Annotated in this window: 37 protein-coding genes; 32 read left to right on the top strand and 5 right to left on the bottom strand. The window is 69.0% G+C overall.

Annotated features, from left to right (window positions below):
• Positions 1 to 155: 155 nt before the first annotated feature.
• The 3 genes from FHS07_RS09595 (at position 156) to FHS07_RS09585 (ending at position 1441) form a co-directional block, all read left to right on the top strand.
• On the top strand, positions 156 to 341 hold the full coding sequence (locus tag FHS07_RS09595; protein ID WP_183419697.1) for a hypothetical protein: 186 nt from the start codon (positions 156 to 158) through the stop codon (positions 339 to 341).
• Positions 338 to 931: a hypothetical protein gene (locus FHS07_RS09590; protein WP_183419696.1), complete on the top strand. Its 594-nt coding sequence runs from the start codon at positions 338 to 340 to the stop codon at positions 929 to 931. Before FHS07_RS09595 ends, FHS07_RS09590 begins: the two co-directional genes overlap by 4 nt.
• A gap of 120 nt (positions 932 to 1051) precedes the next feature.
• Complete coding sequence (locus FHS07_RS09585) at positions 1052 to 1441, top strand: hypothetical protein (protein ID WP_183419695.1); 390 nt, start codon at positions 1052 to 1054, stop codon at positions 1439 to 1441.
• A gap of 244 nt (positions 1442 to 1685) precedes the next feature.
• On the opposite strand, the gene FHS07_RS09580 is transcribed toward FHS07_RS09585, so the two are convergent.
• Together FHS07_RS09580 and FHS07_RS09575 are read right to left on the bottom strand one after the other, a co-directional pair.
• A complete protein-coding gene (locus tag FHS07_RS09580) occupies positions 1686 to 1991 on the bottom strand; it encodes a hypothetical protein (protein ID WP_183419694.1) in 306 nt (101 codons plus the stop codon).
• Between the two features lie 224 nt (positions 1992 to 2215).
• Complete coding sequence (locus FHS07_RS09575; protein ID WP_183419693.1) at positions 2216 to 2413, bottom strand: hypothetical protein; 198 nt, start codon at positions 2411 to 2413, stop codon at positions 2216 to 2218.
• Between the two features lie 157 nt (positions 2414 to 2570).
• Between FHS07_RS09575 and FHS07_RS09570 the strand changes: the two genes are divergently transcribed.
• Positions 2571 to 3737: a hypothetical protein gene (locus tag FHS07_RS09570; RefSeq protein ID WP_183419692.1), complete on the top strand. Its 1167-nt coding sequence runs from the start codon at positions 2571 to 2573 to the stop codon at positions 3735 to 3737.
• A 29-nt stretch (positions 3738 to 3766) separates the two neighbouring features.
• Positions 3767 to 4321 carry a hypothetical protein gene (locus tag FHS07_RS09565; RefSeq protein WP_183419691.1) on the top strand — a complete coding sequence of 185 codons (555 nt, stop codon included), beginning with the start codon at positions 3767 to 3769 and terminating at the stop codon, positions 4319 to 4321.
• A gap of 874 nt (positions 4322 to 5195) precedes the next feature.
• Here the strand turns inward: FHS07_RS09565 and FHS07_RS09560 are convergent.
• Both FHS07_RS09560 and FHS07_RS09555 read right to left on the bottom strand, forming a co-directional pair.
• Positions 5196 to 6374: a tyrosine-type recombinase/integrase gene (locus tag FHS07_RS09560; protein ID WP_183419690.1), complete on the bottom strand. Its 1179-nt coding sequence runs from the start codon at positions 6372 to 6374 to the stop codon at positions 5196 to 5198.
• A 111-nt stretch (positions 6375 to 6485) separates the two neighbouring features.
• Complete coding sequence (locus FHS07_RS09555; RefSeq protein WP_183419689.1) at positions 6486 to 6719, bottom strand: helix-turn-helix domain-containing protein; 234 nt, start codon at positions 6717 to 6719, stop codon at positions 6486 to 6488.
• Positions 6720 to 6814: 95 nt separating this feature from the next.
• On the opposite strand from FHS07_RS09555, the gene FHS07_RS09550 reads away from it, so the two are divergent.
• The 27 genes from FHS07_RS09550 (at position 6815) to FHS07_RS16820 (ending at position 22902) form a co-directional block, all read left to right on the top strand.
• The gene (locus FHS07_RS09550) at positions 6815 to 7051 is read left to right on the top strand and encodes a hypothetical protein (protein ID WP_183419688.1); all 237 of its coding nucleotides are present in this window, start codon (positions 6815 to 6817) and stop codon (positions 7049 to 7051) included.
• A 1-nt stretch (position 7052) separates the two neighbouring features.
• Positions 7053 to 7274: a MerR family transcriptional regulator gene (locus FHS07_RS09545; protein ID WP_183419687.1), complete on the top strand. Its 222-nt coding sequence runs from the start codon at positions 7053 to 7055 to the stop codon at positions 7272 to 7274.
• A 32-nt stretch (positions 7275 to 7306) separates the two neighbouring features.
• On the top strand, positions 7307 to 7546 hold the full coding sequence (locus FHS07_RS09540) for a hypothetical protein (RefSeq protein ID WP_183419686.1): 240 nt from the start codon (positions 7307 to 7309) through the stop codon (positions 7544 to 7546).
• A complete protein-coding gene (locus FHS07_RS09535; protein ID WP_183419685.1) occupies positions 7543 to 7845 on the top strand; it encodes a hypothetical protein in 303 nt (100 codons plus the stop codon). Before FHS07_RS09540 ends, FHS07_RS09535 begins: the two co-directional genes overlap by 4 nt.
• Positions 7845 to 8156 (top strand): hypothetical protein, encoded by a 312-nt coding sequence (locus FHS07_RS09530; protein ID WP_183419684.1) that lies wholly within the window; start codon positions 7845 to 7847, stop codon positions 8154 to 8156. The genes FHS07_RS09535 and FHS07_RS09530 overlap by 1 nt, the downstream gene beginning before the upstream one ends.
• 71 nt (positions 8157 to 8227) lie before the next feature.
• Entirely contained in the window at positions 8228 to 8446 is a 219-nt protein-coding gene (locus FHS07_RS09525; protein ID WP_183419683.1) for a hypothetical protein, read from the top strand.
• Positions 8447 to 8552: 106 nt separating this feature from the next.
• Positions 8553 to 9410 (top strand): PD-(D/E)XK nuclease-like domain-containing protein, encoded by an 858-nt coding sequence (locus FHS07_RS09520; protein WP_183419682.1) that lies wholly within the window; start codon positions 8553 to 8555, stop codon positions 9408 to 9410.
• The gene (locus tag FHS07_RS09515) at positions 9407 to 10081 is read left to right on the top strand and encodes a hypothetical protein (protein ID WP_183419681.1); all 675 of its coding nucleotides are present in this window, start codon (positions 9407 to 9409) and stop codon (positions 10079 to 10081) included. The genes FHS07_RS09520 and FHS07_RS09515 overlap by 4 nt, the downstream gene beginning before the upstream one ends.
• Positions 10078 to 10653, top strand: coding sequence for a DNA N-6-adenine-methyltransferase (locus FHS07_RS09510; protein WP_183419680.1), 576 nt, complete (start codon positions 10078 to 10080; stop codon positions 10651 to 10653). The genes FHS07_RS09515 and FHS07_RS09510 overlap by 4 nt, the downstream gene beginning before the upstream one ends.
• Positions 10650 to 10820 (top strand): hypothetical protein, encoded by a 171-nt coding sequence (locus FHS07_RS09505; RefSeq protein WP_183419679.1) that lies wholly within the window; start codon positions 10650 to 10652, stop codon positions 10818 to 10820. The genes FHS07_RS09510 and FHS07_RS09505 overlap by 4 nt, the downstream gene beginning before the upstream one ends.
• Entirely contained in the window at positions 10817 to 11254 is a 438-nt protein-coding gene (locus FHS07_RS09500; RefSeq protein ID WP_183419678.1) for a hypothetical protein, read from the top strand. The genes FHS07_RS09505 and FHS07_RS09500 overlap by 4 nt, the downstream gene beginning before the upstream one ends.
• A gap of 48 nt (positions 11255 to 11302) precedes the next feature.
• Positions 11303 to 11599 (top strand): hypothetical protein, encoded by a 297-nt coding sequence (locus tag FHS07_RS09495; protein ID WP_183419677.1) that lies wholly within the window; start codon positions 11303 to 11305, stop codon positions 11597 to 11599.
• A complete protein-coding gene (locus tag FHS07_RS09490; protein WP_183419676.1) occupies positions 11587 to 11919 on the top strand; it encodes a hypothetical protein in 333 nt (110 codons plus the stop codon). The genes FHS07_RS09495 and FHS07_RS09490 overlap by 13 nt, the downstream gene beginning before the upstream one ends.
• Complete coding sequence (locus FHS07_RS09485; RefSeq protein WP_183419675.1) at positions 11916 to 12743, top strand: hypothetical protein; 828 nt, start codon at positions 11916 to 11918, stop codon at positions 12741 to 12743. Before FHS07_RS09490 ends, FHS07_RS09485 begins: the two co-directional genes overlap by 4 nt.
• Positions 12744 to 13124: 381 nt before the next feature.
• Entirely contained in the window at positions 13125 to 13736 is a 612-nt protein-coding gene (locus FHS07_RS09480) for a hypothetical protein (protein WP_221189371.1), read from the top strand.
• A 285-nt stretch (positions 13737 to 14021) separates the two neighbouring features.
• Positions 14022 to 14276: a hypothetical protein gene (locus FHS07_RS09470; protein WP_183419674.1), complete on the top strand. Its 255-nt coding sequence runs from the start codon at positions 14022 to 14024 to the stop codon at positions 14274 to 14276.
• Complete coding sequence (locus FHS07_RS09465; protein WP_183419673.1) at positions 14273 to 14737, top strand: single-stranded DNA-binding protein; 465 nt, start codon at positions 14273 to 14275, stop codon at positions 14735 to 14737. Before FHS07_RS09470 ends, FHS07_RS09465 begins: the two co-directional genes overlap by 4 nt.
• Positions 14737 to 14973, top strand: coding sequence for a hypothetical protein (locus tag FHS07_RS09460; RefSeq protein WP_183419672.1), 237 nt, complete (start codon positions 14737 to 14739; stop codon positions 14971 to 14973). The genes FHS07_RS09465 and FHS07_RS09460 overlap by 1 nt, the downstream gene beginning before the upstream one ends.
• Positions 14970 to 15869, top strand: coding sequence for a hypothetical protein (locus FHS07_RS09455; RefSeq protein WP_183419671.1), 900 nt, complete (start codon positions 14970 to 14972; stop codon positions 15867 to 15869). The genes FHS07_RS09460 and FHS07_RS09455 overlap by 4 nt, the downstream gene beginning before the upstream one ends.
• Complete coding sequence (locus FHS07_RS09450) at positions 15866 to 16093, top strand: hypothetical protein (RefSeq protein ID WP_183419670.1); 228 nt, start codon at positions 15866 to 15868, stop codon at positions 16091 to 16093. The genes FHS07_RS09455 and FHS07_RS09450 overlap by 4 nt, the downstream gene beginning before the upstream one ends.
• 404 nt (positions 16094 to 16497) lie before the next feature.
• On the top strand, positions 16498 to 17235 hold the full coding sequence (locus FHS07_RS09445) for a hypothetical protein (protein ID WP_183419669.1): 738 nt from the start codon (positions 16498 to 16500) through the stop codon (positions 17233 to 17235).
• A gap of 9 nt (positions 17236 to 17244) precedes the next feature.
• The gene (locus tag FHS07_RS09440) at positions 17245 to 18123 is read left to right on the top strand and encodes a M15 family metallopeptidase domain-containing protein (protein ID WP_183419668.1); all 879 of its coding nucleotides are present in this window, start codon (positions 17245 to 17247) and stop codon (positions 18121 to 18123) included.
• Complete coding sequence (locus tag FHS07_RS09435; protein ID WP_183419667.1) at positions 18123 to 18572, top strand: hypothetical protein; 450 nt, start codon at positions 18123 to 18125, stop codon at positions 18570 to 18572. Before FHS07_RS09440 ends, FHS07_RS09435 begins: the two co-directional genes overlap by 1 nt.
• Positions 18573 to 18601: 29 nt before the next feature.
• Entirely contained in the window at positions 18602 to 19384 is a 783-nt protein-coding gene (locus FHS07_RS09430; RefSeq protein WP_183419666.1) for a hypothetical protein, read from the top strand.
• A complete protein-coding gene (locus tag FHS07_RS09425) occupies positions 19384 to 19551 on the top strand; it encodes a hypothetical protein (RefSeq protein ID WP_183419665.1) in 168 nt (55 codons plus the stop codon). The genes FHS07_RS09430 and FHS07_RS09425 overlap by 1 nt, the downstream gene beginning before the upstream one ends.
• A gap of 19 nt (positions 19552 to 19570) precedes the next feature.
• Entirely contained in the window at positions 19571 to 21166 is a 1596-nt protein-coding gene (locus tag FHS07_RS09420; RefSeq protein WP_183419664.1) for an SGNH/GDSL hydrolase family protein, read from the top strand.
• Between the two features lie 23 nt (positions 21167 to 21189).
• Positions 21190 to 22902 (top strand): GDSL-type esterase/lipase family protein, encoded by a 1713-nt coding sequence (locus FHS07_RS16820; RefSeq protein WP_183419663.1) that lies wholly within the window; start codon positions 21190 to 21192, stop codon positions 22900 to 22902.
• Positions 22903 to 22905: 3 nt separating this feature from the next.
• Here the strand turns inward: FHS07_RS16820 and FHS07_RS09410 are convergent, their stop codons facing one another.
• Positions 22906 to 23124 (bottom strand): hypothetical protein, encoded by a 219-nt coding sequence (locus tag FHS07_RS09410; RefSeq protein WP_183419662.1) that lies wholly within the window; start codon positions 23122 to 23124, stop codon positions 22906 to 22908.
• Positions 23125 to 23757 lie beyond the last annotated feature (633 nt).

Here is a 23757-nt window from a genome sequence, read left to right as displayed (position 1 = left end):
AAGTGGCGCTCGACAGCGAGGGCGCTCGCCGTCGCTGGCCTTCTCGGGAAGTCATAGACCGCACACACGCCGCCCACACGCCACCGCGAAGCCGCGCGCACGCACGGATCGCAGACCCCCAGCTTCCTCACGACGGAAGCGTGACAGAGGAAACCATGACCGACGAAGCACTCCCGGCCGACAGCATCGACGAGATCCGCGCGCGGCGCGGACAGCCCGACCAGACCGACCCCATCGAGCAGATCCGCACCACGCGAGGCCAGCGAGAAGAAACCGACATCGACCGACTGCGGTCGGCCCGCCGTGACCGCCGCGGCACCAATTGGAAGGAAACCCGATGACCGAACAGAACACGACCGACGAGCTCGACGAAGAGACCGCCGTCGAGCAGCTGCGGACGCTCGAACAGGCCGCCGTCGACGGCCAGGACGTGAAGCCGGCGCAGCTGGCCGAGGCGCGAGAGCGCTTGACCCTCGCGGGCCTCATCGCACGCGGGCGCGCGCAGCGAGCAGCTGCTGACGAAGCCGCCGCCCGGTCCTCCGCCCAGGCTGCAGCGAAGGTAGAGGCGGCGCGCATCGCCGCTGACCTGACGCCCTTCGATGACGTGAGACAACAGCTCTCGACCGCGATCCAGGCGGTTCTGACGGCGGCCGATGACCGCAACGCATCGGTCGAGCAGATCCGCCGTGTGTTCGACGCGGCAGGGCTGCCGGCGCCTGCCCCATGGGGACAGGTCGACCCGATGGACGTCGAGGGGCTCGACCACCAGAACTACGCGTGGCTGGTACAGGGAGACATCCTGCACCATGTGATGGTCGACGGTCAGGCGCACCATACCGTGCCGGACCGGCGCAAGTTCCTCATCGAAGCGTTGAGCGCCGCCTTGTTCGAGATCGGTATCGGCCGAACCGTCACGATCGCGCAGTACTAGGGGCTCATGCCGGTCTCGGAGCCACTGTCGCAGGGTCAGGTCGACCGCATCGTCGCCCTGGCCCGCGAGGGCGTGCCCCGGAACCAGATCGCCCGTGAGGCGGGCGTCAGCGTCGGTAGCGTGTCGAAATACTCGAAAGCCGCAGGCGTCTCGTTCGACCGGCGGAAGACCGCCGCCGCCACCGCCGCCGCAAAGGTCGACAGCGAGGCCAAGCGTCAGGCACTCGGCGCCGATTTGCTCAGCGACCTCGAGACAGCCCGCCGTGAGCTAGCAGAGGCCGAGAAGCCGAAGACGCTCCGCGACCACCGCGATCGCGCCGCATCGCTGCGCGAACTCGGCCAGATGTTCTTCACCGTCTCGCGAGCGTCGCCGGTCCCGGACGGATCGGGGGAGGAGATGCGAGAGGCCCTCCGAGAGTTCAGGGAAGCGCTGCACGAGAAGTTCGGCGACGACAACACGTACGGCCAGGTCGAGCCGGTTGAGGGGACGACCGGCGTTGACGTTGCATGATGAACGGGTGCTCGACCGAAGCCACGCCATGTGACGCGCGCCTCCCGTGCCCTGAACGACCTCGCGCTGTAGAAATCGCGGCACCCCATCCCATGGACACGCGTTGGTACCGTAACGAGGTAGCCGCGCGACCGACGCGGGTCAAGCAAGGGGGGCGGGACACTTTGGAGACGGCATCGCTGTGGGTCAACGTCGGGTTGCTGGTCATCGCCACCGTCGCCGCCGGCATCGCATGGCGCCAAGCTCATCTCGCGCACAAGGCAAGCGGTGAAGCGGCGCGGTCAAGCGCACAGGCGCAAGAGGCCCGCAGAGCCGCCTCGGTGCCCAGAAGGCCGCCGCTGACGCCCTGGAGGAGGCCAACGCCATCGCTCGAGCGGGCGAGGAAGCGCGCGCGCTTGAGATGGCCCGCGCCGTCGAGCGGCATCACGTTGAATGGGGTCCTCACTTCGATTGGGAGCCCGGCCACTTTTACCTCGTCAATCAGGGACCGGACGTTCCGCGGAATGTGCGCATCACCGTAACGGGCACCCTCATCGGACGCGTCGAGCACCGAGAAGATGAAATCCCCGTCGAGATGGGAGTGAGAACTGACTTCCCCGAACAGTTCCAGAACGGAGCTGGCGTACCCACTGTGCGCTGGCGCGCGGAGTGGACCACTGACCTCGGGACGCTGCAGTCAGAAACTGGATCCTGGCCCGACTGATCACCGTCTCCGTCCACGTCGAAGCCCCGGCCCACAACACGTGGACACCGGGGCTTCGACGGGTCAGGCGGTTACTTCTCAGCGCCACCGCTCCCCGGCTGCTGCCCACCTGCGGTGTACCGGTATGCGAGAGCGAGCTGGGCCAGGGTCTTCGCCCGATCCAGGGGCGTAACCAGACTCGCAATGCCCGCGATCTGGGCAGAAATCGCCTCGAACAACTCCTTCTGCACCTTCTCCTTCGTCTCCAGCAGGTTCATGCTTCTCCTCACTTGCCAGGCCCTGCGCCCAGCACCGACCTCCAACGTACGGGCAACCCCCGACACCACCCGAGACGCCGGCGCATCTTGAGCGGCCGGCCGGGCGTTTCGTCGTGGTAGGCCCCTCAGCCGGTCGAGGGCCGGGCCTGGGCATGTCTCGGCTACGGTTATGGTTTCGGGACTGGAACGGCTTTGGGGGCTATGCGTGGTTGCGTACGGGTATCTGGCGTACTTGATTCGGATCGCTCCGCCGAACCGGCCGCGTTACTTGCAGCGGTTAGGTGAGTTTGGACCCGACGGTCTGGATTTACTTCTCGAGGTCGAACGCGAACTGAAAGACCTGGGCGACACGTTCTACCGGAATGACGGCCTGGCAGAGGGCTACCGGCTCAAGTCATTCATCCGTCGAGGTCGAAGCATTCATCTCAAGATGCGGCGCGGCCCCGTCGGTAACCCGGGGGAGATGCTGGACGTCGAGAGCCTCGAGTCGGTCGAAGCGGGAACGACCAAGGCATTGCTGAGCGAGTTTCGCGCCGCATTCTACGTACCCCGAGACAGCTACTACGGGTTCATGTTCGTCGAACGGATTGGCGGCCGCCACCTGAAAGATCTGCTGTACCGGCTGGTGGCGCGTCAAATCTCCGCCCGCACCTTCATGGGCGTGAGAGTGGAGGGGTTCGCACTGACTGATGATTGGCGGGCCGAGCTGGCAGGCAAGCAGGTCATGCGAGTGACCGAGGTACTCTCACCGTTGGACTCCGCACACGACCCGTCGACCGTCGAAGATCTGACCGTGCGCGTCTCTGCCGAGGGGGCCGGTCTCACTGCTCGAGACGGAGATCTGAAAGATCGAATCTTCGAACTGCTGGAGCGGAAGCAGGAAGAGTTGCGACAACTAATCAAGATCGCGCCGCTCGAAGCGCGACGGAAGGTGATGGGTGAGACCCACCGTCGCGACGGCACCGTGATCCGCGAGCTGAAAGCGGCCCCCCGCGACGCGTTCACCGTTGCTGATGAGGAGGAGTGGCGCGCGCTAGTCGCCGAGATAGACGCTCTCCGACAGGGCCCGTCGAGCGCGGAGCTTGAGGCGGACCTGCAATCCGTGTTGCCGATAGACCGCGCGGAGTACGAGAGTCGGAGGGTAGAGGTATCGTTCGGGCAGGACCGGCCAGAGAAGACCTTCGTGGTAGCCGGCGACCGAGTCCCCCAGTTGGTCTACGAGTTTTCTGACCGATTGCTAGACACGCCCTTACGGCAAGCTTGGGACGCGACGTCGGCTCAGTTCCTGCGAGGGATCGGAGCTGCGCTCCCCGCTCAGTGGCCTCTGGAAAAATGAAGCAAGACCCCTAGATATGGAGGGTGAGGGTGACCGCAATGCCGTTGATCCCAAGCCAAGTCCGAACTGTCTTCCGCGACTATCGCGACTCATGGACATCTCTTTCTGGTGCCGCGGCGAAACGGGCGCGCCGCAAGGTCGGCATCCGCCTCTACGGTCTTCCGACGCTGGCGGCCATCCCCTTCTTCGCCCTCCGCGTCGAGATCCCGACATTCACTCCATACCTCACCGCTCTCTCCGTCTTCACTGCGCTGCTCTTCGGCCTTCTATTCCTGGTGTTCAATTTCGCGGTCACCGCGCGCAAGGACGGCAAGTCTTTCAGCAACGCTCACGGCCTGATGGAGACAATCTCAGACCTGCGCGCAACAATCACCTACACGGTGTTCGTTGCGGTCGTGCTAGTGGTGTTGCTGGCGGTCGCTGCTGGGGCTGTCACGCCCTCAGTGCAGCCGGCACCCTCGTTTCTGGTCGGACTCGCATGGCTGTGGACGCCTCCTGTTGTTTGGCTCGCGACGCACCTCGCGCTCAACATCTTCAAGATCCTTGAACGGTTCCGAACCGCCTTCAACCTCATCTCTCGATGAAGCGGAGTTCGAGATAGGCAGGCGCTGAGGTTTACCCGCACATTCCGCGCTGCGAGGCAGGACGAACGCGGCTGCGAAGCCAGTCGACCCGCGCGCGGGCGCGGGACGGCGCGCGCGTCCCTCGTGCGCCCATTCAGACAGTCCGGGCACCCGTCGTCATCGCATCGGCCGGCGCCGCGATCGTGGCCACCGGTCGAAGCCGCACGACGACTCAACGCCGAGAACCGGTCCACCACGGACGGAGCCTCCGCCCGGCTGTTCTCCCGAAAGCCTGAGTAGGCTTCGCACATGTCTGATGAACGGGTGGATGTGCCAGGGGTGGGGCGAGTGGTGAAGGGGCGCGTAGACATTCCGGGCCACCAAGGCGGCCGTATCGTTCGTAGCGCTCCGACCTCGTGGATACACGAGGACGGAAGGCCCCTGACGCCCCGTGAGCTCCGCCGCGTGATGACGTTCATATCTGAGCGGGCATGATCGGGGACGGCGAGAGCGTTGCCCGTGAGCGGGCGTTCGCTGAGGTCCGCCGCATGGTCCATCAGATAGGCGTGATGCTGGACGGAATGACCGCGCAGGAAGCCGCTGCACGCGCTTGGCGCCGGGGTGGACCGTCCATCGAAGACCTGACTCAACTTGCCATCGCGCGGGGGTGCCGAGATGCGTCGCCGCCCGACGTGTCACACACAACGCACACGCCAAACCTGGAAGCCATGAATGAAAGAAGCCCGGAATCTCCGCTTTCCGCGTGATTCCGGGCCTCTGTGGTGTGGGCGATACCGGACTCGAACCGATGACCTCTTCCGTGTGAATGACCCTGAGACCGCGTAGCCTCGTGAAGCGTCACGCAGTGTGAGCGGACATATGCCAGATCAGAGGGTCATTCTCGCGTAGCGCGACGCAGCGGAGTGATGCCCGGCGCAGCGACAATCTGCCCCACGTTTGCCCCACGCGGGTCGCGCATCGCGTAGGCGATGTCGTCGGCGCGCGCGGTCGCGAAGTGGGCGTATATCTCCGTCGTCGTGATCGATCGGTGCCCGAGGAGCTCAGCGATCCGGCCGAGAGGGACGCCGTCTTGTGCGAGCCACGATGCGTAGGTGTGGCGCAGATCGTGCAGCGTCGCCCCCGTGTGCTCGAGCCCGGCGGCCTTCAGCGCCGGGAGCATCACGCGGCGATAGAAATTGCGGTCATCGCGGAGACCGCCGCGCGCCGCGGGGAAGACGAGCCCGGACGGGCAGCGCCCCGATCGGTGCGGCACGCCGCAGTCGCGCGGCAGCGGCACCTCGAGATAATCGACGGCCCATTGCAGCAGGGGTACGTGCCGCTGGCGGCGGCCCTTGGGGTAGGGCTTGATCTCGCGGCCGTCGGTGACGTCGGCGACGGTGACGATACCGCGCTCGAGGTCTAGTCGGTGCAGGTGCAGCCCCGCGGCCTCGCCCCACCGAAGGCCGGTGCCCACGAGAAAATCGAGCAGGGCGCGATCGTGCGCGTTCGGCACGGCCGCCGATAGGGCGGCGTACTGTTCGCGGGTCAGGAACACCTGATGCCCCTCGGCATCCGGCGGCAGCTTGATGCGGGTAGCGGGATTGGTGTCGATGAGCTCGGCGTCGATCGCGGCCGTCATGCTCGAAACGAACACGTTTAGATACCGGCGCACCGACGATGACTTGCGGTAGCGCGGCTCGGCCTCGGTGCCCACGTTTTCTTTGATCAGTCCGGTGGCCCACGCCTGCACGTCGTGGCGGGTGATGGTCGAGAGGGGCGCGTCGCGCCATCGGGGCAGCAGGTGCTGCTCGATCATCCCGGCCTCATTGTCGCTCGTGCTTGGCTCGATCTGGCGGGCGGGCGTCCATAGCTCGAGCCAGTCGCCCCACGTGATCTCGGATGCGCGCGGGTCTCGCCATCCCGGACGCTTCACCTTCACCTCGAGCGCGGTAGCGGCGTCCTTCGCTGCGCGTTTCGACGTGAAGGTGCCGCCGCGCGTGTAGCGGGTCTCGCCGCTCGGGAGGCGGTAAGCGCCGCGGTAACGGCCAGAAGGGAGCTTCTCGGTCCAGGCCATCAGTGTCTGACCCCTGAGTTACGATCGAACAAATATTCGAGTGGGGGAATGGGAATGCGTTTCACGGCGGGGGAAGTTCTGGCGTTGGCATCTGAGTTGGGCACGACTCCGTCACGCATCCTCGACGCGATCGGCCGCGTCGTTCAGCAATCGACCGGCGTCGACGCCGAGGGCGTTCGCGATACGGAATAGCGCAGACACGGGCGTGTCGCGCTCCCCGTTCAGGTAGCGGCGCAAGGTGGGCAGCGGGATTCCTGACTTCGCGGCTAGGGCGACGTTCGAGAGCTTCGCTCGCCCTTGCGCGGCGCGCAGTTCGGCGGATGCGGCGGCCACGTACTGATCCATGCGGGTAACACTATCGCCATTTTGGATCATAAATCAACCCGAATAGGGGTAGCTGCTTCGTTGACATGATCCGTTTGGGTACGTAATCTACCCGTATGGATCACTCACTGGCGAAGCTGACGGCCGACAAGGTCGCAGCCAGCATTCTGCGCGCGGGCCGCTCGAAGGCGTCTGTGGCATCGGCGGCTGGCATTCCCAACTCGACGTTTGGCCGCAAGATCGACGGTCACGTGGAGTTCACACTGGGCGAACTTCTGCGCGTGGCTCGCGCCGTGGGCGTATCACCGTCCGAGTACGTGCCCGCCGAGTTCGTCGAAGCGAAGGCGGCGTGACGTGCTCGAGCAGCAGTACACGCCCGCCGAGGCCGCAAAGATCGCGCGCCGTCACGTCGTGACCATCCGCCGCGATCTCGTCGACAAGACCCTGCACGGCACGCAGCGGGTCGACGGCGGTCGCTGGCTCATCTCCGAGGGCTGCCTGTCGGCCTACATGGCCGGCGCGAAGTGCGCACACCAGGCCGTCACCAACGTCACGCCGCTGCGCCGCAGCGCCTGACCCGCGCCCCACCTCACCCCGAAGGCCACCTCATGCCGCACCCCACCGAAAACATCCTCACCGACGAGCGTCCCGTCGCTCTCGTGGTCGACGCCCCGTTCGACGGCGAGACGTTCACGATCGACACGACCACGCTCGAAGGGCAGCGCGTCGTCGTCCTGCAAATGCGTGACGGCGTCCGCTACCTCACCCCGACCGAAACGCTCGCGCTCTCCCGGGCTCTGCTCTCCCGCCTCGCCTACGTCGGATTTCCCACGGGGGTGACCGAGTGAGCGTCGCCGAGACCGGGACTCCGATCGGCCACCGTCCCGCAGCTGTGCCGCCGACGCACCGCGGCGTGATCGCCCGCTCCCGCCGCATCGTCGATGCATCCGTGACCGCGCTCGACGTCGAAGTGCTGCGCATGGAACGCGACCGTATGGCGCTCGCCACCGTGCACAGCCTCCTCGGGGGTGACGGGTTCGATCGCGAGTACGCGCACGCGTCGAGCTACGCGGCCCGCAAGCTCGCCGAGGTCGTCGCCGTGGTGGCATCCGGTCGCACGAACGGTTTCACGCGGGTGATCGCCTGATGGGCGTCACGCTGCGCACTCGGGATGCCGACCCGGTCACCTCGGCCGAGGCGGTCGCCGACACGGATCTCGCCCGATCGCAGATGGAAGTGCTCGCCATCTTCGAGATCGCCAGCGACGAGGGCGTGACGGCCCTCGCCGAGCACGAAGTCATCGCGTGGGGTCGACGCCTCGGCTCGACCTACTCGGATCAGCGACTGCGGTCCTGTTGCCCCGAGCTCGAACGCAAGCGGTGGCTGACCCGCACCCCGGCTTTCAAGCCTGGGCCGACCGGCACCCGCCGCGCCGAAATCTGGGCGCTCGCCCGCTAAACCACTCACCTCACCCCTCTCGGCGACACGGCCGATGTTCCGTGCTGCCCGAAACGACTCAGGGAGTCGATATGACCAATCCGACAACCGGCCGGTTCTACGGCCGAGGGAAGACCGAGCCGGTGCCGTTCCCCGCGTACCGGTGCAAGGCGACGGCGACCGATCAGCGCGAGCACGCGCCGCTTTCGACGCTGACGCACATGTGCCGCACCGAGGTTGACCACGGCGGCGATCACACGTGTATCTGCGGCCTCACGTGGGCGCCGGTCGCGAAGGTGGGCGCGCCGTGAATCCCGACTACTTCCCGCCACAGCTGGGCCTGCCGATCGCGGGCGTGCTGTTCGCGGTGCTGGCGGTCTGCTGGTGGCGCGACCGTTCGGGCCGAGGGGGTCACGCGTGACCGCGCTCGAAGGGTTCGTGCCCGATCTCGACGAGGTGATCTATCACGCGCACTCGGCGCTCTCGTCGACCGGTGCCCGGCAGCTGCTGCAGGCGCCCGCCCGGTTCGCGCACTGGATGCAGAACAAGCCGCCGCACAAAAAGGCGTACGACGTCGGCTCGGCGGTGCACGCGAAGGTGCTCGGCACCGGGTGGGACGTCGTCGAGATCCCGGACGATCTGCTGTCAGGGCCGAACCGGGCCATCTCGAGCGTCGCCGCAAAAGACTGGGTGGCCGCCGCTCGCGACTCGAACGCGATCCCGCTCAAAGCACCCGAGATCGCCGAGGTGGACGCGATGGCGGAATCGGTTCTGGCGCACGCGATGGCGCGCGTCATGTTCGAGCAGGAGGGGGACGCCGAACTGTCGGTGTTCTCCCACGACGCCGAGACGGGCGTCGAGCAGCGGTGCCGGTTCGACTACCTCGGCACGGGGTCGGGCCGCCGTTTCGCCGTCGACCTGAAGACGAAGCACGGGCTGGCAACGCCCGTGAAGTTCTCGAAGACGGTCGCCGAGCTCGGCTATCACGTCCAGGTCGGCCACTACCTCGACACCCTCGCCGCGGCGGGCGGCGAGGTCGACCAGTTCGTGTTCGTGGTCGTCGAGAAGGAGCCGCCCTATCTGACGGCGACGTTCGTTCTCGGCCGCGAGTACCTCGAGATGGGCTACGCCGGGGCGGCCGAGGCGCGCCGCCGGTTCGCCGCCGGCATCGAGTCGGGCGAGTGGCCCGGATACCCGCAGGAACTGCAGATGGCAATCCCGCCGAACTGGGCGGTCTACGACCACAACGAGGGCCTGGGAGGGCTGACGACATGACGACCATCAACGACATTCAGATCCCGATCGAGACGCGGGCGTCCCGCCTGCGCGGTGCCGAGCGGCCCGCGCCGCCGGCCCCGGTCGACGACGTCGCGCAGACCCTCGCCGAGTACACGCGCCTCGCGCTGTCGACGAGGTCGCGCCTCGAGATCGACCCGGTGGAGTTCACCGCCGACGGCGACGTGTGGGTGCCGCTGTGGCTGCACGCCGAGCCGCCCGCCGCCGCCCGCGCCACGGTGCGCCGCGACGGCGTCGAGACGGTCGTCTACCGCCGATGGGTGGAGGCACTGCCCGGTGAGACGGTGACGACCGACGACGGCCGCCTGTGGCGCGACGTGTGGGAGGCCAACCCGACCGAGCGGTTCGAGTCGTACGTGCTGCGCGCCGCGCTCGCCCGTGCCTTCGCCGACGTCATCGGCGACCGCCCCGAACCGGGCAAGCCGCGCGCCCGCGCCGCCGCGCCCGCGCCAGTCGAGCCCGCCGACGGCGAGCCCGCCCCGCGCCTGTCGGATGCCGAGGCCGCAGAGCTCGAGGCGCTCGTACGCGCGCTGCCGTGGGGGGTGTCGGATGCGCCCGAGGTGGCCGCGATGCCCGGCCCGGTGCCCCGCCCGCCCGCCGCGCACGTGCCCCGCCTGGCCGCACCCGAGACCCGCGGGGGTGTCCGATGACCCTCACCGGATTCAAGGCGCAGAATCACCCGCAGCAGACCGGCGTCCGCGGCGCGCTCGACGAGGTCGACGACCGCGGGACCGACCCGGCGTTCGTCGCCGGCCTCGAGGCGCGGTTCGGCGCCCCGTTCACGCTCGATGTCGCCGCCGCCGCGCATAACGCGAAGGCGCCCCGCTACTTCACCCGCGCCGACGACGGCCTCGCGCAGTCGTGGGCGGGGGAGCGGGTGTGGTGCAACCCGCCCTATTCAGACCTGCACGCGTGGGTGTTGAAGGCATGGCGCGAGTGGGAGGGCTCTCGGGGCATCGTCATGTTGCTGCCGGCGAACCGACCCGAGCAGCGCTGGTGGCAGGAGCTCGTCGAGCCTGCCCGGGATCTCCCGAGATCACCTCTCCGAACCGAGTTCCTCCCGGGTCGCATGCGCTTCAGTCGCCCCGACGCCGTGATCGGGCCGAAGGGGGACCGCCCGCCATTCGGGTGCGTGTTGCTGATCTGGCGCACTCCCGGCTCGGCCGCGGGGCTGAACGTGTTCGCGCGGTCGCTCCCGTTCATGCAGGGGGGTGCACTGTGATCTTCGCGTTCGTGGGTGTCATGGCGCTGATGCTCGCAGTCGTGTCGGTCGGCATGCTGACGATCGCGATCACGCGTGGCCATCGTCGACCGGTGGCGACGTTCTCGACGTCGCTGGTCGTGAGCCTGATCCTGGTCGCCGCGTCGATCGCCGGGCGGTCGTCGTGACCGGCCCGGGGGAGTTCAAGCCGACGACGGTAGCGCTGATCTGGGAGCGTGACGGCGGTCGGTGCGCGAAGTGCGGCGCGTTCCTGGTGTGGGAGCGGCGCGGCCCCGTCCCCGGCGGCTGGTCGCTGCATCACCGAGAGGACCGCGGCGCGGGCGGCGTGAAGCGTGCCAGCAAGGGTCGGGTGCAGCCTCGCGCCTATCTCGCCCTCGCCGCGAACGGTGTCCTGACTTGCGGCGACGGCGTCGCCGGATGCCACGGCGAGATCACACGTAACGAGGTGCCCGCGCGCCTCGGGTTCCGCGTCGCCCGGATCGGCATCCGCCGCCCGGTCGACGTGCCCATGCTGCACGCCCTGCACGGATGGGTGCGACTCAATAACGACGGCGGCTACGCGCCTGCCGACGAGCCCGACGAAGAGGAGATGGCGGCGTGAGCCGGGACTGGATGCTGACGCACCGCGCGCTCGAGAGGGGCCGCGTGCGTGAGCGTCATATCGGAGGCGTTCGCCGTATGGCGCGAGTGTCGGGAGGCGTTCGACGGGGTGCTGCATTCGGCGTACACCCGGGCGGAGATCGCGACGAACGGCGCCCTGCTGAACGATCGAGGCCGGCGACGGGGGATCGACGCGGTGTCGCTGTTCATGGGGCCGGCGGTGCGGGCGTACGCGTACGCGTCGCCCGAGCTCGTCGAGCACTGGGAGGAGTTCCCGCGGGTGACGTATGCGGAGTTCGAGCGGCAGTGGGTCGCCGTGCAGGAGGAGGAGCGGTGGGCGTCGTGACGAATGGGTGCAAGCTCGGATGCTGCACGGCCGAGGTCGCGGCGCTGCCTCGCGGCGGGTGGGATGACGCCGGGTCGAACATCGATGGGCGTCGCCGTGAGCACCTGCGCCGGGAGTGGGCGGCGACGTCGGCCCGCATCGACCGGATGCAGGGCGACTACCCGAAGTGCAAGCTGTGCGGTCAGCCGGCGGTGCGTCTGGATGCGGCCGGGCTGTGCTCGAAGGTGACCGACTCGCACAAGACGCAGCGGGTGCGCCTCGGGCTACCCCCGGTGCCGGCGCCCGCCCCCGGGGCGCGCGGCCGAGGGGGTCGTCGATGAGCGATCGTGCGTGCGCATGGTGCCGCGGCCCGATCCCGGCGACCGCCCGTCGCGACTCGGTGTGCTGCTCGGTGCGTTGTCGTCAGGCGCGCCACCGGTTCAATTCGGGCGTAGGCGTCGCGGGGGCCCGCGGTGACGACGTCTTGCGCCTCGCCTACGCTGACCCGCCTTACCCCGGGCTGTCGCGCCGGTACTACGGCGGTCACCCTGACTTCGCCGGGGAGGTCGATCACAGGCGTCTCGTCGAGCAGCTCGACGGATTCGACGGGTGGGCGCTGTCGACGTCGGCACGCGCGTTGCAGGAAGTGCTCGCGCTGTGCCCTCCCGGTGCGCGCGTCGCCGCGTGGGTGCGCGGCGAACGACCGACCCGTAGCGCGGGCCCGCTCAACGCGTGGGAGCCGGTCATCTACTGGGGTGGTCGACGGGATGCGTCGCGTTCCATCATGGCGGGCGAGAAGGTGTCGCGTCGACCAGGTGAACGCGTCGCGGAGGATCCGCACGACGTGTCGCGCGGTGCCGGCGAAACGCGACCCGTCGTGACCGACGTCGAGCGAGACGCGTCGCGCGGTGCGGCCGCGGACGCGTCGGGGTTGGCCGCCGCCGACGCGTCGCGCGTCGACGGACGACGGATCGACGTTCTGACCTACCGACCCGGCGCTCGCACGACTGAGCCTGGCCGCGTCGTCGGGGCGAAGCCGGCGGCGTTCTGTCGGTGGATGTTCGATTTCCTCGGGGCTGAGCCGCAGGACGAGTTCACCGACATATTCGCCGGGTCGGGCGGCGTCGCCCGGGCGTGGGAAGTCTTCGCGGGGCGTGCGGCATGATGCCCCGGTTCGCGATGACATACGTCATCTACTGGCCCGAGCGGGCCGTGCTGAAGGTGGGCCGCACGTCGCAGTGGGCGCGCATCGACGCGATGACGTCTACCGGTGGTCACGTGCTCGTGCTCGCGCGCGGCACGGACGCCACCTGGGAGCGGGAGGCGCTGCGTCAGCTGCGGCGGTGGTTCCCCGACGCGTTCGACTCTGAACTCGACGCGTGGTCGCTGATGCCGTACGGCCGCGGCTGGACCGAGTGCTTCAGCGTGCCTGAGCACTACGTGCAGTTGGCGGTCGATCTGTGTTTCAAGGGTTTTGCGAGAGGTAGCGATACGGGTGTCAACGAGGAGCGTTCAGCGCCGGATCAGCGGGGCGGATCTCGAGTTCGTGGGGTACCTGAGGGCGCCGCACGAGGCGAAGCCGACCGCGCTGGGGTTGTGGACGAAGGCGACGGACGTCGAGGGGCGGTGCCCGCTGGTGCCGGAATTGATCGCCGCGGCGATCTACCCGGGGGAGGCGGCGACGGAGCAGGTGATTCTGCACGTCCTGATGCTCGAGGAGTCGGGGTTTCTGATCCGGTACGAGCACGAGGGGTCGGAGGTGTTGGCGCTGCGGCGTCCGCTGAAGGCCGATACCCGCGGGGCGACGTCGGAGATCCCGCCGCCCCCGTCGCGGGGGGTTCCGAGGAATTCCGCGGCTATGGGGGGAGAGGGCGCGAGGGAGCGGGCGGCGGCGCGGGTGCGTGCCGAGCAGGCCGAGCGGGAGGGCGAGTGGGCCGCGTGGCGGGAGCGGGCCGAGAGGGCCGCACCGCCTCGCCGGCCGCTGCTGCTGGATGCCCCGCCGATCGGGTGCGTCGACCATCCCAACGGCCGCCGGGAGAACTGCGGACCCTGCGGCACGGCCCGACGTCAGCACGACAAGTGGCTCGCGCAGCAGCGGTACACCGATCAGCTCGTCGAGTGGGGATCGCAGTCGGATGAGCCCGGCGAAGAGTGGTGACGAATGGGGCTGGCCCGTAGATAGACGCGCCGCGCTGAGGGAGGCCGGCCCGACGCTGGCCGCCGCGATGCGGGAGCGTCCGGGGTCGGAGACCGACCGGGTGCAGCAGGAGTTCCATCGGGCGCTCAACCGGGCGGCGAGCCGCACGCAGCAGGCGGCCCGGGAACGTCACCTAGCCGCGGTGGCGGACGCTGATCGGTTCATTGCCGAGATGCAGGAGAAGGAACGCGGACGGCTCGCGAAGTGGGCCGCCGGGTTGAGAGATCGAAACGAGAGAAGGACGGCATGACCGCAGAACGAATCGACCACGCAGCCGCGGCGCGGCAGCGCATCGAGTGGGCGAACAAGCAGCAAGAGGCCGAGGGGGAGTTCGATTTCTCGGTGCGCGACAACGCAATTCTGGCGCAGGCCGAGGCAACGCTGGCGCTCGTCGAACAGACGCGCATCGCGAACCTCATCGCGCTCGGCGGCGTCAGTGCGACGAGCATCGGCAGCGCGCAGTCGATGGCCGATCTCGTGAATGAGGGGATGGGCTGGTGACCGGAGAGACCACGCTGACGATCGTCGGCAACCTGACCGCGGACCCCGAACTGCGGTCGACGCAGAACGGCCTGTCGGTCGTGAACTTCACCGTTGCGAGCACCCCGCGCACCTTCGACCGTCAGGCGAACGAGTGGAAGGACGGCGAAGCGCTGTTCATGCGCTGCTCGGCCTGGCGTGAGCACGCCGAGCACATCGCCGGGTCGCTGTCGAAGGGTTCCCGTGTGGTGGCGACGGGGCGTCTCGTGCAGCGCAGCTACCAGGATCGCGAGGGGAACAACCGAACGGCGCTCGAGCTCGAGGTCGACGAGATCGGCCCGTCGCTGCGCTACGCAACGGCGCAGGTGACGCGTGCGGCATCCCGTGGTGCCGGCTCGTCGTCGCGGCCGTCGGCACCGTATGACGCGCCGGTCGACAACTCGGGAGCCTGGGATGCCTCGGGTGGGGAGATGCCGTTCTGATGGGCGTATCGAGGGAGCGTCGACACGCGGGCCGCGCGATCCGTCGCGAGCGTCGCCGCCGTCAGTGGTGGCGAGACGTTGCGCGACGTCTCGGGGTGGAGCTCTACGAGTGGCAGATCGATGTGATGGTCGCGCAGGAGCGGGCTCGCGAGCTCGGGTGCACGTTCGTGTGGGTATCGCGTCGTCGCGGTGGCCGCATGGTCATGCGCAAGGTGGCAGAGGAGGCGGGGCAATGACGGGTTGCATCCTGGGGTGTGCGCAGCAGGGCGTGCACTTCGCTGACTGCATGGTCTACGACGGGAAGCACTACGAGTTCCCGTGCGACGGGTGCGCGTCCGAGCCGACCGTCGGCGGCACGCTCGTGTGCTCGAGGTGTCGTGGCCGGTTCCGGTTCGCGCTGCGCGAGGTGCCGGATCTGATCGGGCGGATGCGTTCGCTCATCGATCCGACGTCGGCGATCGTGTACGAGGACCGGGCACGGCGCACGGGGTCGGCGTCGCCCGAGGCGCCCGCCCCGGCGTCGGCGGATCTCATCGATGCGTCGGACGCTCTACAGAAGGGGCTGTGGCGATGGTCGCCGTCGGGCGGGTGGCCGCGGTCGGATGCTGCGGAGGCGTTCGACGACGCCGAGGCCGCCGCCGCCGGCATCCTCGCTCATCTCGACGAGTGGCTCGCCGACGAAGACGACGTGGCGTCGCTGTCCGCGCTGCTGCTCGAGCGTCACCCGGCCGACGACGACGGAGTGCGCGTCGCGTGGTCGGTGCAGGATGCGCTCGACAAGTGGGGCGCGGAGCGTCGCGAGCAGCCCGCCGAGGAGGCGCTGACGGCATCCCGTGCGCTGCGGCCCGACCGGGTGTTCGACGAGTCGACGGCGCGGCCCATCGCGGAGGCGGGCGACCCGCTGCTCGGCGGCGAGCAGGCGGCGGCGGTGGCGGGGTCGCTGCGCACGCTGCAGCGGTGGCGGAAGGACGGCGAGATCGAGCCCGAGCGCACCGCCTACGTCGCCGGGCGGCCGACGCCGCTCTACCGCCGGTCGGCGCTACTCGCCGTGAAGGATCGCATGGCGGCGGCGAAGAACGTCCGCGACGAGGGCGGCCGGTATGCCGAGGCAGAAGGGGAGAAGGCGGCGTGAGCGTCAAGGAGCAGATGGGGTATTCGCTGGTGTGTGACTTCCCTGAGTGCGGGACGTCGACACAGGATCTCGGCGACTATGCGTTCTGGCGCGTGGTCGTCCGGTGGCGAAATCCTGTCGGCTTTCCGAGGAGTCAGCGGCTGCTCGCGCCGGTCGCGCCTGCGGGGCCTGCCTTCGCGGATGGCGCATTCGATCCGGGGCCGGGGCCTGGCCGCGCCGCGTAAGGCGTTTTGTCGGGAGGGGTCGTAACGCCCTCCGTGTGGCGCGGCGGGCTGTTAAGGTGAGCTTGCGCAAGAGTTGACACGAAGGCCCGGACCGATCAGCGGTTCGGGCCTTCGGTGTTCCTGCGCCTGAGTCTTCCCGCCGTGTGTCGGTTATCCGGCGGGGGCTCGCCTCGAACCGACTCCGCTGCACACGCAAATGCCGCATGCCACGTCGTCGAGCGCCGCGTTATACGGGCGCCGCGTGGATGCATGGCCCATGCAGGATGCGAGCGGTTCGGGGCGTAGTTCTTCCCGGCGGGCGTCGGGCGCTGGTCTCCCTGTGAGGTGGGAGTGGTGAGGAGGGGCGGCCGTCCGCGTGGGTTATCCGCGGGCGGCCGTCCTGCACAACCGAAAGGGGGCGCGCTGTGGTGTTGGACATCAAGGGCAACGAGTCGTTCGGCGCGGGGGAGAAGCCGTCGCGTGCGGCGCTCGCGAAGGGCCTCCTGTCTGTCAGCAGTGTGGTTCCGGTGGCGAATGCGACGGCGCGCACGCAGCTGGTACAGGGGCTTTCGACGGCGAGTCTGCCGGTGGGGTCGTCTCGACCGTTGGTCGTGTCACGTGCGGATGCCCGGGCGATGCACTCGCTCGAGGTGTCGCGTGACGGGAACGTGTTCCTGCCGGTGTCCGGTGTCCTGCAGTTCGCATCGAAGACGGCTGCGAACACGTGGGCGTCGGCGAACGGTGGCCTGCTGTCGTACGGCGATCAGGCGGCGCTGCCGAACGCTCTCCTGTGGTGGAACGGGTCGAAGTGGCTCGGCGACGCGCCGACTACGCCGAGCCTCGGCGAGGTATCGGGGGTCACGTACTCCGCAGCGTCCGACTCGGCGCCCATGCTGCGAGCCGACCGCGGCTACGCGAACGGCGAAGGCATCGTCGTGTCGTCTCTGGCGACGTTCGACGCGGGCACGACGTACAGCATGGGACAGATCATCCCCGCGGCGTTCCTGCCAGCTAAGCCGGTCGTGCTGACCCTGGCGATCTTGTCGACGACCTTCGCGCGCATCCGCCTGCAGACCAACGGGACGCTGCTGTTCCAGCCTGACAAGACGATCCGCGGCACGCTCGAGGTCGGCCTCGACCCGCTGCGATACCTGATCGGATAGGGGGTCATCGTGGCGAGATTCCGTAACGGCGAGCTGCCGGGCGAATTGCTGATCGAGATCGGATCGGGTCGGAACGAAGACGGCGAGTGGAAGCACCTGCTGCCCCGATCGACGGCCCGCAAGGTGGCCCGGCTGATCAAGATCGGTGAGGAGCGCCGCGGGCGCACGCTCGCGATCACGCCCGGCTACAACTGCTACCGGCCCCGCCTGTGGCAGAAGCTGGCTCGTCAGCAGGCGTGCGCACGCGGTCGATGCAATGACGCGGCCGTGGAGGGCACGTCATCCCACGGCGGCGAGTACCAGGGCCGCGACTCGATCGCGATCGATTTCGCGAACTGGCTGTGGGTGTGGGGCAGCCGTGAGGCGTTCTATGCCGCGTGCCGTGAGGTCGGCCTGACCCCCGGCGTATTCGACTGGGAGCCGTGGCACGTCTGCGACTTCGACGACCCGTTCCGGGATGTCCCGGACGAAGACGAAGAGGAGGAAGACGTGAGCTTCACCGATCAGGACCGTGAACTGCTGGGCAACATCGCGGCGCACCTGTACCTCGGGGGCTCGGACGCCCCCAATCCGAACTACCTCGGCGGTGCCGGCTCGGTCTATCACATTCTGAAGACGCCGGTTCTGCGCCCCGACGCAGACAACGTCCTGCGCCCGGTGCTGCAGATCCAGGATGCCGCCGACACGGGCACGCTCGTACGCGAACTGCTCGGCCGCCCGGCCGCAGCGGTCGACGTGAAGGCGCTCGCCCCGGAGCTCGTGAAGGTGCTCGGGCCGTTGCTCGCGCAGGCGGTCACTGACCTCGACGCCGACGACCTGGCGCGCATCGCGAAGGCCGTCAACGACGAGCAGGATCGCCGCGACCGCGTCGGCCGCGAGGGCAGCTGATGCTGACCGCCTCGGCGCTCGGTGAGATCGCCGGGGCGGTCGCTACGGTCGTGGGCGGTGCCTTCGGCGTGTGGCTGTTCGTACGCAAGGTGTGGCCGGTCGTTCGGTCGATCCCTTCGGGGGTGCTCGCCTTCGCGCGCGGTGTCATCACGGCCGCGCAGGTGCTCGACAGTGTCAAGGGGCTGCCGGCGTTCATCGATCGCACGGATGCGCAGATGGCAGCCATTCACCACGAACTGCACCCAAATTCGGGCACGTCGATGAATGACGCGGTTCGTCGTACCGAGGCTCGCGTCGCCGAGCTCGGGGAGACGTCGGAACGTCTCGAGGTCGGTGTCGCCGGCCTGTATAGGAAGGTCGACGAGCTCGCCGAGGTCGACGACCGGCTGTGGTCGGAGATCGAGAACACGGGCGGCGCGGGCGCCGACGGAGAGGGGCAGAACGGATGAGGGATTTCCTTTCGGAATCGGCGCGTTGGATGACCGACGCTCGACGGCAGGCGCTGCAGGCGTTGGTCGCATCGGCGGTGTCACTGCTGGTGGTGCTCGGCGCGGTGACCGACGCGCAGTCGTCGGCGCTGCTCGACCTGTCGGCATCCGGTCTGCTCGCCGTACAGGGCGCGCTCGGCCTGATCCTGCTTCGCGCGGGTGACCGGTTCACATGGCTGAACACGAATGGCCGCGGCGCGATCTACGCGCTCGGCGGGGCAATCGGTGCCGCGGGGTTCGCGTTCTCGCTGTTCTCGGCCGAGACGTCGTCGCTGATCGTGCAGGTGGCGACCGTCGTCGCGTCGATCCTGGTCGGCGCGTTGCAGATCGTGAACGCCGGCACGCTGGCCGCGCCTCACGTGGGTGATCTTCCCGACGAGGTGCTCGCTCAATTCGCGCGCGCGCGTGCGGCGACGACCGCGGCCGAGGCGGCGGATGCCGAGCGAGCTCCCGAGGAGAGCGCGGCGACCTTCGGCAAGGAGCGGGAGCCCGAATGGGTGGCCCCGCTGACCGGGCTGCACGTCGGCGTGTTCTGGCCGGGTGTGCCGCACGTCGACCGTGAGGCCGTGACCGAGGCGGCCAAAGCCGCAATCGGTTCCGAGCACATCGCGTCGCTGCGGATCATGTTCCTCGCGTCCGAGTTCCGCGGGCTGTCGCTCGACGTCGTGCTCGTGACGATCCCGCTCACGCGGAATCTGATCGAGGTGTTCGAGCCGAACCTGCACGGGTCGTCGTATGACGGCGATCGGGTGCAGTACCTCGAGGTTGACTGATGTCGTCCGGGTTCGACGACGTCGTGTCGTTCGCGATCGTGCCCGATCCGCCGCGCATGTTCCCGCCTGTCGAGGCGCTGGTCGTGCAGCAGGCCGATCCGCGCGAGCGTGCGGTATCCCGTGCTGAGCGGGCGCGCCGCGATCAAGGGCGTGTCCGGTCGTACTGAGTTCTGAGGGGCGGTAGCGGTGTCCGAGTCGTATGGGTTCGTCGTGGGTCGGTTCCTGAGCCCCCGTGGTGCTGCGGCATCCGCGGGGGCGGAGCCGGCGGGCGTCGCGGCGCGCGGCTCGGTGCGGATGACGCCGAAGGGTGTCGCTCGGATGGCCGAGGCCACGCCTCCCGCGACGGCCGTCGCTCAGCCGCTCGTGCTGACGGTGGATGCCGAGGGGTTCGTCGTGGACCCGTCGGGCCGTCGCGGCCTGTGGGTGGTCGTCGGCTCGTGGGTCGTGACGCTGACGTTCGAGGGTGTCGCACCGTCGTCCTATCAGGTGACGGTCACGGCCGAGCACACCGAGGCGGCCCCGCTCGACCTGACGCTCGCGGCCCCGCTCGTGGAGACCCCGACGACGAAATTCGTCGTGAACGAGGCCGTCTACGCCGAGACGATCGGCGCGCGTGACGAGGCGGTCGCCGCCGCCGATCGCGCGACGGCGCCCGCGCAGGCGATGGTCGACGCCGCGGTGGGCGGGTCGCTCGCGCCGCTGTCGACCCGTGTCGGCACGGTCGAGGTCAGCGTGCCGCGGATGCTGGACACCCGCGAGTCATTCGCCGCGCTGACCGCGCAGCTTCGCGGAGACAGCTGGATCGAGTTTGGGTCGTACGGTGCGATGGCGTACCCGTACTACCTTCCCGAGCGACTCGGGTTCGCCGGGCTCGTGAACCGGGGTCGTGCCGGGTGGCACGCGCAGGATATCGCGTGGCTCATGGCGGCATCCGGCGGCGGGTACGCCTGGACACCGGGCGACGCGCCCGTGCTGATCATCAACGCTGGCGGTAACAACTTGATCGACGCGGACACGTCGGGCAACCGTGCGGCGATCTCGCAGAGCCTGCGGGCAATGGTGGCGATCGCGTCGGCATCCGCTCGCGTCGAGGAGACTGGGTGGACGTACCGCCCGAACGCGTCGGGTCAGCAGTGGATGCTGAACCAGCCTCAGCCGTATGCCTCGGGCGGTACGGCGAGCATCGGCGTGCACGACGGTCTCGAGGTCGATATACCTGTGCCCGCCGGGACGAGCTATCTGCTCTGTCACGGTGTGGCGCTCACGGCGGGACGTGGGGCGACGCTGCGCATCAGGCAGGGCGCCCGGGTGGTCGCCGTGCAGTCGCTGGACGATCAGACGGTGCAGACGACCCGCGAGGGCAACCAGGGGGCGAGCCAGGGCGTGAGCCCGCTCGCTATCCGCCTGCCGGATCTCGCCGAGGGCATCGTGACGGTGACCGTTGATCAGAACGGCGTCGCCGGGTCTGCCGCGATCATCGATGCGCTGCTGCCGCAGGCTGCCCGGCCCCCGTTCGTGTTCCTGGTGAAGCCGCCGCCCGTGCTGGCCGCGTCGCATCAGAAGCCGGCGCTGCGCGCGCACCTGCTCTCGTCGATCGACGGTACGGCGGCCGAGTTCGGCGCGCACGTGCTCGCGGTCAACGCTGATGGGGGATGGGACGCCGCGGCCATGCTCGGTGAGGACGGCTTGCACCCGAACCTCGCGGGCGCTGTGCACATGGCTGACGCGTTCCCGCTTGCGGTGCGGGCGCGCGCGTGGGATCGCATCCTGCGCGACGTCTGACCGCATCGAAGAGAGGAGTTGCCGTGAACGCGCAGCTGATCGAGTCGTCGCCTGTCGAGCCGCTGGTCGTCGGGGTCAACCTGTACCCGGGCGACACGTGGTACCGGGATATCCGGGTCGTGTCGACGACGTCGCAGCAGCCGGTCGATCTGTCGGCGTGGGCGTTCACCGCCCGCCTCGGCGACGGGGTCGGCACGGTCGACGTGTCGCGCGCGGTCGAGGGCATCCTGTCGGTGACGTTCTCGCCGTCGGTCACGGCATCCGCGAAGCGCGGCACGCAGCTTACGATCGCGGGCACACTCGCTGGGGGTCGTCGTACGTTCGTCGTCGGTCGTGTCGGTGCCGAGGTGGGGTCGTCGATCCCGATCGGCCTGGTGCAGCGTAAGCGCGTGGTGTCGACTGACGTCGATATCTCGGTGTACGCCGCCCTGCGGGGCGACAAGGGCGAAGACGGGGCGTCGGTGTCGCCTGCGCTCGTCGCGCGCGCCGAGGCTGCCGAGGGGCGAGCGTCGACGGCCGCGGATGCCGCGGACATCGACGCCGTTCGCGCCGGCACCTCGGCATTCTCGGCCGGGCAGTCGGCGGCGACGGCGCTCGGGCACAAGGGTGACGCGGAGAAGGCCGCGAAGGCTGCCGCCGACGTGGTGGCCTCGCTGTCCGGTCGGCGCTCCCGTGCGCAGCGATCGACCATCGTCGGCGACTCGATCGCGCAGGCATCCGATGGTGTGGCGTCCGGGTACGGCGGATCGTGGTTCTCGAAGCTGTGCGAGCTCAGCGGCATGCGCCTGCTGCGCATCCGAAACGCCGGCATCGCGGGTAACTCGACGTCGGCGATGCTCGCGCGGATGAATGCCGACGTGCTGACGCAGCGGGGCGACATCGTCGTGATCGAGGCGGTGACGCCGAACGATGACCCGGCCGTGCTGACGCTCGCGCAGCAGCAGCGCAACGTGCGGTCGATCATCGAGCAGTGCCTGTTCCGGGGTAAGCGTGTCATCGTGTGCGGTGGCCCGCCGAGCAACACCCCCGCCGTCGCTGCCCGCCTGCGAGAGATGACCACGTGGTTGCGCGCCCTCGCGACGCAGCTGGGCCTCGACTACATCGACCTGTTCACCCCCGTGGGGGTGGAGGCTACGGGCGCCTGGGCGCCGGGGTTCACGGCCGACGGCACGCACCCGAACGCTGCGGGGCAGGATGCCATCGCCGCGTACAACGTCACGCGCCTGCCCGATGACCTTCGCCCCGCGCCCGTGCTCGCCAACCTCGGGGATACGACGAACCTGCTCGCCGGTAACGGTCTCTTCGAGGTCGACACGAACGCGGACGGGTACGCCGATGGGTGGACGAATAGCAGCCTGATCGCCGGGACGCTGACGCCCCGCGCCGACGGTGTCGGCAACTGGCAGTCGATCACCGCTGACCAGTCCACGGACTACCTGCAGCAAGCGGGCATCACAGGGTGGGCCGTCGGTGACGTGCTCGCACTGGCCGGCGAGTGGGTGAACGTCGATGGAACGGGCGTGAGCGTCGAACTGCGGTTCACGGGCGGATCGCCGTACAGTGTCGCCCGTGCCATCAGTGCTCGCGCCGAGACCGGGGGAGCCCGGACGTTCTACATGGAGATCCCGGTACCGACGGGCACCACGGCCGTGAACCTGCGACTGTGGCCCACGATCGGGACCGTGCGATTCGGTCGAGTGAAGCTGGCGAACTTGACCGCCCTCGGCTTGCTCTGAGGGTTAGGGGTCGATGAGTCCGCGCTGTCGGTAGTCGGCGACGCGGGCCTCGAACGATAAGCGGCGCTCACGCTGGTAGGGCGTCCACGCTGCGGGGTGGTCGGTGACATCGACGCCGTCGCGGTGTGGGCGCTCCCACGGTGGGTCACTGCCTGCTCGCAGGTAGGTGAGCTCGCGGTCGGTGTCGACGCGTCCGAGTCTTGCGCCGGGGCGGGGGTCCATCGTCGAAAGATACGCCGGGGGTCTGACATCGCGGGGGGAGGGGGCGGCATGCCTCATCACGCCCCGAAGCTGAGCGCGTCGGCGTACGCGGCGCTGCTGGCCCTGGTGTGCCCGCCTGGCTCGGTGTGCTGGCTGTGTCGTCGCCCTGTGGTGTACGGGCTGCGGCCCTGGCATCCGTGGGGGCCGTCGCTGGATCACGTGCTGCCCGCGTCGCAGGGTGGAACGTGGGAGCCATCCAACCTGAGGCCTGCTCACTATGGGTGCAACTCGGGTAGGCGCGACCGTGCCCCTCGCCTGGCGCGTGGCACCCGCTCGTCGCGGTGGGTGAATGCTGGTCGTCGTCGTGGTGATGGTGAAGACGTGAAGTGATCGAAGGCTGACGGGTGTCGGCGGCAATTGCACGGCCATGAGCACCGCACGCCGCCGGCACCCGCCGGTCTTCGGTTCGATTTTTTTCACCCCCCGGCACCCCTCCTCACCCTCGCCCCGCCCATAAATCCCTCTCCCCGGTTCATCCGGCTCAGGGTGTAGGGCGCGTAGGGCGCGGGCGGGGGCGTAGACGGCCGAACGGAGCCGCCGCGCGCTGCGATGCGTCGTCGGAATTCGGCGCGTCAGCGAGGCGCAGAGCGGAGG

The sequence above is a fragment of the Microbacterium proteolyticum genome, assembly GCF_014192415.1.
Classification (GTDB): Bacteria; Actinomycetota; Actinomycetes; order Actinomycetales; family Microbacteriaceae; genus Microbacterium; species Microbacterium proteolyticum.
This window is presented reverse-complemented; position numbering and strand designations above follow the sequence as displayed.